Origin of the sequence: Vibrio sp. 10N.222.52.C3, assembly GCF_041474195.1 — a bacterium.
GTDB lineage: Bacteria > Pseudomonadota > Gammaproteobacteria > Enterobacterales > Vibrionaceae > Vibrio > Vibrio crassostreae_C.
The window spans coordinates 1-645 of the sequence record NZ_JBFRTQ010000126.1 but is presented as its reverse complement, the minus strand read 5'-3'; the positions used below and the strand labels follow the sequence as shown (position 1 = coordinate 645).

The following is a 645-nucleotide window of genomic DNA, read 5'->3' as shown; positions in this document are numbered from 1 at the left end:
AACTGCGTAATATCTCAGCTCTTGAAGCGACATTGACCTCTGGAACTGAAGCGATTTCTATTACAGAAATCACAGGGGCGACTAACACAACGACCTATCAAGGTACGACGACAAGCGGGACTCCTGTCTTCACGCTCGCGCTAGCGAATGATGGCTCCTATACCTTTACGTTGTTAGGTCCTCTAAATCATCCTACAAGTCCGAATTCCAATACCTTAACGATTCCATTCGATGTCGTTGCGGTTGATGGCGATGGCGATGATTCTAACCAATATGTATTGCCAATCGAGGTGCTCGATGATGCGCCAGTAATGACGGCGCCGACTGGTGACATGGTTGTCGATGAAGACGATCTTACTGGCATTGGTTCAGATCAATCTGAAGACACCATTATTAATGGGTTATTCACGGTTGATGAAGGTGCCGATGGTGTTGTGCAGTATGAACTGGTTGATGAAGATTTGGTTCTGACTGGCTTAACCTCTGATGGAGAAAGTTTAGAGTGGCAAGCTGTTTCACAAAGCGGCACAACATTTACTTACGTTGCTCAAACAGCAACGAGTAATGAAGCAGTGTTCGAAATTATTTTCGATACCTCAGATAACAGCTATCAATTCGAATTGTTTAAACCACTTAAGCACCTTG

The 645-nt window shown here is 44.5% G+C and carries 1 protein-coding gene; it reads left to right on the top strand.

Annotated features, from left to right (window positions below; all coding sequences use genetic code 11):
- A partial coding sequence (locus AB4517_RS18210; protein ID WP_372149098.1) for a hypothetical protein occupies positions 1-645 on the top strand: 645 nt, incomplete at both ends.